The 5,503-nt window shown below is 66.9% G+C and carries 5 protein-coding genes; 2 read left to right on the forward strand and 3 right to left on the reverse strand.

Annotation, left to right across the window (positions count from 1 at the left end; genetic code table 11):
• The coding region (locus WCB02_RS11195) for a c-type cytochrome (protein ID WP_423958213.1) at positions 1 to 870 on the forward strand (870 nt) is incomplete at its 5' end.
• Here WCB02_RS11195 and WCB02_RS11200 read toward each other — a convergent pair.
• A complete protein-coding gene (locus WCB02_RS11200) occupies positions 867 to 1,079 on the reverse strand; it encodes a hypothetical protein (protein WP_423958215.1) in 213 nt (70 codons plus the stop codon). The genes WCB02_RS11195 and WCB02_RS11200 overlap by 4 nt on opposite strands.
• A gap of 16 nt (positions 1,080 to 1,095) precedes the next feature.
• Here WCB02_RS11200 and WCB02_RS11205 point away from each other — a divergent pair, with 16 nt between their 5' ends.
• A complete protein-coding gene (locus WCB02_RS11205; protein WP_423958216.1) occupies positions 1,096 to 2,793 on the forward strand; it encodes an asparaginase domain-containing protein in 1,698 nt (565 codons plus the stop codon).
• Between the two features lie 54 nt (positions 2,794 to 2,847).
• Here WCB02_RS11205 and WCB02_RS11210 read toward each other — a convergent pair whose 3' ends face one another.
• Positions 2,848 to 4,008 (reverse strand): VWA domain-containing protein, encoded by a 1,161-nt coding sequence (locus WCB02_RS11210; RefSeq protein ID WP_423958217.1) that lies wholly within the window; start codon positions 4,006 to 4,008, stop codon positions 2,848 to 2,850.
• The coding region (locus tag WCB02_RS11215) for a DUF5682 family protein (RefSeq protein ID WP_423958218.1) at positions 4,001 to 5,503 on the reverse strand (1,503 nt) is incomplete at its 5' end. The genes WCB02_RS11210 and WCB02_RS11215, both read right to left, overlap by 8 nt.

Below are 5,503 nucleotides of genomic sequence, written 5' to 3' on the forward strand. Positions count from 1 at the left end.
CTGTTCAGCCTGCCGCCGGAACGTGCGAGAGCGCCCGCAAATACGTTGTCGTTCCCGTTCGACCAGCGCTGGGCGATGGGCGTCTGGTCGGCGGTGTTCAATCGAGACACGCGATTTGAGCCCGACCCGTCACAGAGCCCGGAATGGAACAGGGGCGCCTATCTCGCGGAAGCGCTGGCCCATTGCGGCGAATGTCATACCCCGCGCAACCTGGCCTTCGCGCTCGACAACCGCAGAAAATTTGCCGGCGCCGTGACGGCTGGCTGGCGCGCCTTCAACATCTCATCGGACAAGCCGACCGGCATCGGCGCCTGGCGCGACGACGATCTCGTGTCCTATCTGTCGATCGGACATGCGATGGGTCATGGCACGGCCTCAGGCCCGATGGGCGAGGCCGTCGACCGCAGCTTCAGCCAGATGATGCCCGAGGATATCCGCGCCTTCGTGGCCTATCTGCGTACGGTGCCTGCGACCGCCTCACCCGATCTGGCGGCGACGCCGGCGCCTCCGGCGCCTGCGTCACACAAGCAGGGCGGCGGCGCGACGGACCCGCGCGGCAAGATGGTGTTCGAAGGCGCCTGCGTCAGTTGCCACGGCTGGAGCGGCGAAAGCGCGATCTCGCCCTTCGCGACGCTCACCGGCGCCTTGGCTGTGAACGACCCGACCGCGATCAACGTCGTCCAGATCGTGTTGTCCGGAACCAGCCGGCATGCGCCCGACGGCGCCGTCTCGATGCCGGCGTTCGGCGATGCCTATTCCGATGACGAGGTCGCCGCCGTCGCCAACTACGTCACCGCGCGTTTCGGTGCAAAGGCCTCGAAGGTTACGGCGCGCGACGTAGCGGAGCTGAGGAAGCAGGCGTCGCGCTAGTCGGAGATCCAGAGGGCTTCGGGGTTCAGTTCGTGCGGCTCGATCGAGGCGCATGTTGCAGCGGCGTGGCCCGTTTTTTGCTTTTGTTCGGATCGGCGCGCGATCGCGTATCCCTTCCACGCGGTTGCTTGCTGTCTTCGCCAGGATGCAGCGATGAGTAAGCCGGATTCGGTTCCGGAACCAAGCGCCGCGCATTCAGATGCGATCATTCCAGGGATTTCCACCATGGCAGACAGACTGAGGATCGCCCACCTGGCCGGGCCGACAGCGACCATTCAGAACTCGCCACCGCTGGTGACCTCGAACAAGGCGCGTCGCAAATACGGGCTGCCGCTGCGCAACAACCGCGACGGCAGCGAGGCGCGCTTCGATGCGCTGCGCGCCCAGCGGCTGGCGGCGCCGGCGAAGCTCTACGTCGAATGCTTCTCGGCGCATCCGCTGGAACAGGATGCCGCCGAACTCTACGGGCCGCCCGACGGCTATCTGGATGCAAAGGGGGAATTTCACCGGCAGCGCAGCAGTCCGCAGGACAAGGCCGTGTTCGAGATCGAGATCCAGCCGGAAGACGGCCTCTATCCGCTGCCTTACATGGCGCGCAAGGCCGACGGGGAAGCCTGGGAAGGCGAGTGTACGGCGCCAGGCGCGCCGGCCTCGCAGGCCCGGCAATCCTTCTATCCGGACGGCTCGCGCAGCTTCGAGGAGATCGACCGGCTAAGCGTCGGGGCGGAAGGGGTCGCCAATCTGATCTCGTCGTTCGCCGACGTGGATTTCTTCCGTGTGCTGCCGCCGGCGGGCTACACCAAGGGCTTGCTGGCATCGCGTCGCACCGACATGGGCGAGGGCGACATCGCGCCGGAAACCCGCGCCAAGGATTTCTTCGCCTACCGGCCCTATCACCTCGGAGAGGCTCCACCCCGCCCGGCCTTGGCGCGCCTGACCAACGCCGCGCGCCGCATCTTCGACAGCAAGATCTATGACGGCGCCGTCTACACCCAGGGCAGTCCGCAGATCGAGGAGATGGCCTACTGGTTCAACCTCGTGATCGACACCACGATACCGATCTGCGGCAACGCCGCCCAGCGGCCGCAAGGCGAGATCAGCCACGACGGCCCGAAGAACATCACCGACTCGATCGAGTATATCGCGTCACGGGTCTGGGCGGACGAGCAGGGCCGCAACCGCGCCGGCGTCATCGTGCTGCAAGAGCAGCGCTTCTTTGCCGCGCGGGAAGTGATGAAGGTCGATGCGCGGCCGGGCGGCTATGTCGCGACCGGCGGACATGGCGGCATTCTCGGCGGCATGGGGTATCACGGCGCGGCCGTGCTGCATTACATCCCGGCGCTGAAACATACCTACCTGTCGGACGTCAATCTCACGAACATTCCGACCTCCGTCGCAGTGGCTGCCCGCTCCGACGACGCCGTCAAGCTGAACGAGACAAGAATCAGGGAAGACAATGGCGACCTGCTGGGAAGCGCCATTCCTTCAGTTGCCATCGTCAAGGATGGCGGCTTTTTTGCCGAGGACTATTTCGACGACCCGTTGGTCGCGGCCGACCTGCACGCATTGGTGGCGCGAAAGCTCGAGACCAATCGTCTGGCCGGCTTCGTGATCGAGGGCACCGTGCCTTACGGAAAGATGACCTCGTCGGTCCGCGAGGCCGCGCTGCGAAAGGCCATCTATTGCGGCATGCCCGTCGTGCGCGTCGGGCGCGGCAGCCCGGAGGGCTTCGCGGATCCACATGAATATTTCATCTCGGGCTCGAACCTGACGGCGACCAAGGCCCGCATCCTGCTGATGGCCTGCCTGTTGAAACTCGGAAGTCTGCCGCCGGCGAGAAATCCGGACGAGCCGAGCTCAGCGGAACTCGCCGCCACAAGGAAGGCGGTTGCCGCCTATCAGAAGATCTTCGATACGCACTGAGATCTGCCAAGGGTAGCCCGATTGCCGGCCTGAATGGTTCATCCGGCCGCCGCTTCATTGTGCCGGATGGGTCAGCTTGATGTCCTGCCCGGCCGCCCAGGCGTGCAAATCCTCGCGGCGCAGGGCAGCGGCCATGAGATCGGGAAACTGGTCCGGCGTGCAGGCGAACACAGGCGCGCCAAGGGCTGCGACGCGCGCCGAAAGAACCGGGTTGGAGGCGGGCCGTCCGGTGTCGCTGAGCGCCAACAGCACGATCACGTTGACACCCATGCCAATCAGCCGCGCCAGCCGCGTCAGCATCTCCTCGGCATTGCCGCCTTCGAACAAATCGGTGATCAGCACGAGATGCGCCTTGCTCGGACGTTCGATCCTGCCGGCGCAATAGGCCACGGCCTGATTGATGTCGGTGCCGCCGCCCAGCCGCACGCCGAACAGCACCTCGACCGGATCGGCCAACTCCTCGGTCAAATCCAGGATCACCGTATCGAAGCAAACCAGCTTGGTCTTGACCACGGGAAGCGAAGCCATGAGGGCAGCGAAGATCGATGCGTAGACCACGGACGATGCCATCGAGCCCGACTGGTCGAGGCAGAGCACGACTTCATCGAGGTCGACGACGATGCGCCGCTGCCTGCGCATGAAGCCGATCAACCTTTCCGGCACGATGGTCTGATATTCGGCCTGGTAGTGCCCAAGGTTGGCTCTGATCGTGCGCGGCCAGTCGATATCGCTGAAGCGCGGCCGCGAGGTCCGGCGCGACCTGTCGACGGCGCCGCGCAAGGCTTCCGCCGTCCTGCGCTCCAGCCGCGCCATCAGCTCGGCCACCACCTTCGCGATCACCTGCCGCGCAGTGTCCCTGGTCTTGTCCGGCATCACGGTGCGCAACGATATCAGGGTTGCGACCAGGTTGATGTCGGCTTCGACCGCGGCGAGGAATTCCGGCTCCAGCAGCATGCGCTGCAGGCCGAGGCGATCGAACGCATCCTTCTGGACGATCTGCACCACGGGCGAGGGGAAATATTCGCGGATATCGCTCAGCCAGCGCGCGACATTGGGCGTCGAGCCGCCGAGACCGCCCCTGCGCTTCTTCTCGTCGCCATCGCCTTCACCATAGAGCGCCGTCAGCGCGTCGGACAGCCTCTGGTCGGCCTGGCTCAAGGCCTCGTCCTCGCCGCCGAGCGCAAGCCGCCAGCGCCGGTCGCGATCCTCACTCATCGGCAGGCCTCGCGGAGAGGATGGCGCTGATGCGCGCGACATGGCGCGGCCAGATCGCAGCCGCGTCCGGCACCAGCGTACGGCCCGGCAGGCCGGCTCCGGCGCGGCCGAACAGCGCATCGAGCAGCCGTTTGCGCTGCATGCGATCGAGATTTGCGAAGGTGCGGCGGAACAGCGGCAGGTGCGCGACAAACATGTCGGCGTCCAGGCTGGAGATCCAGCGATCCACCGCATCGCGCAGATCCTTGTCATGGATCAGCCGCTCACCGCCGCCCTCGAAAAAGCCCTCGAAAAAGCCGGCCGCGTCCGCCACCGCCCGGCCGGGCGAGAGCGCGCGGCCCAGCAGAATGGCGGCCTCGTCCAGGGAAAGCGCGTCCGCCTCGTAGAGCAGGCGCGCGGCGGCGCCGGCGAGAGGCGGCGCTGCCTGCGGGTCCTCGATCAGGGCGCGCAGGGCATGGTGCCAGGCGTCGCGGTCCTCACCACCGATCTCAGCGAGCATCACCGCATCATTGGCGCCGCGAACGACGTTGCGCATCGCGCCGGCTGCGGCCTGATCCAATCCGCGCGCCGCATAGGGCAGTGCCAGCGCGCCCCGCACCAGAATCCGTGTCAGTAGCGCGGCGAGCTGCGCCGCGTCGGTTTCGCGCGCCTGGCCGTAGCGTACCGTGTTCGCCAATGGCGGCAGCGCCGCAAGCAGTTCGGCGCAATCGCCGGTCTGTGCCGCGCGCTTTTCGATCAGCGCGACACCGTTCTCGACCGCGTCGGGCAGACGCGCGGTGAGCGCGGCGAGAACGAGGTCCGCGAGAGTCTTCAACTCGGTCGCTTGCGCAAATTCGGCCCGCATGCGGCCGCCGGTCGCCTGCGCGATGGTCGGGCCGTGGACCAGGTTTTCCACCAGTTGAACCGCGAACTCCGGCTCCCAGCGCAATACCCAACGCTCGCGGAAGGTGCCGCGGCTGCGGCCTGCGTCGGTCAATTTGCCCCAGGGCACGCCGAGCAGGGTCAGGCGATGCAGCAGGGTCGAGCGGTCGAGCCCGCTCTCGCTGCGCAGATCGACGGCAAGTTCACGCTCGAGCGCCTCGGGCTTCAGCCGCAAGCGCTTCTGCTCACGCTGCAGATCCTCCAGGAGGGGCGCCAGCGGCACGTTGTCGGGGATGCTTCCGACCTCGGCGCCGATCAGCAGGCGGCGCGCGATCGTTTCCCATACCAGCGCTTCGCCAAAGCACAGGCAGGCGATCGCAGCCTCGCGCAGTTCCTCGAAACCGGGCGCCGGCCGGTCCCGCATCGCCGCCAGCCCGACCGCCAGCCGCTCGGCCTCGATCAGCGACGCGGTCGAAACCAGGTGGCCTTCCTCGCGCAACGCGGATGCGATCCGCGCCAGCCAGCTCGTGACGATTCCGGCGCGCGGCCTGCCCCACAAATGCGCACACCATCCCGGCGCCGCGACACCGGCGCCATAACCGCTGGCGAAGGCGAGGCGCGGCGAAGTCCAGGG

Origin of the sequence: Bradyrhizobium sp. (assembly GCF_049581145.1) — a bacterium.
GTDB lineage: Bacteria > Pseudomonadota > Alphaproteobacteria > Rhizobiales > Xanthobacteraceae > Bradyrhizobium.

Bases quoted from the DNA above. Each gene is read 5' to 3' on its own strand.
- WCB02_RS11200 (WP_423958215.1), bottom strand. From the start codon at position 1,079: ATGATCGCATCTGAATGCGCGGCGCTTGGTTCCGGAACCGAATCCGGC.
- WCB02_RS11205 (WP_423958216.1), top strand. From the start codon at position 1,096: ATGGCAGACAGACTGAGGATCGCCCACCTGGCCGGGCCGACAGCGACC.
- WCB02_RS11210 (WP_423958217.1), bottom strand. From the start codon at position 4,008: ATGAGTGAGGATCGCGACCGGCGCTGGCGGCTTGCGCTCGGCGGCGAG.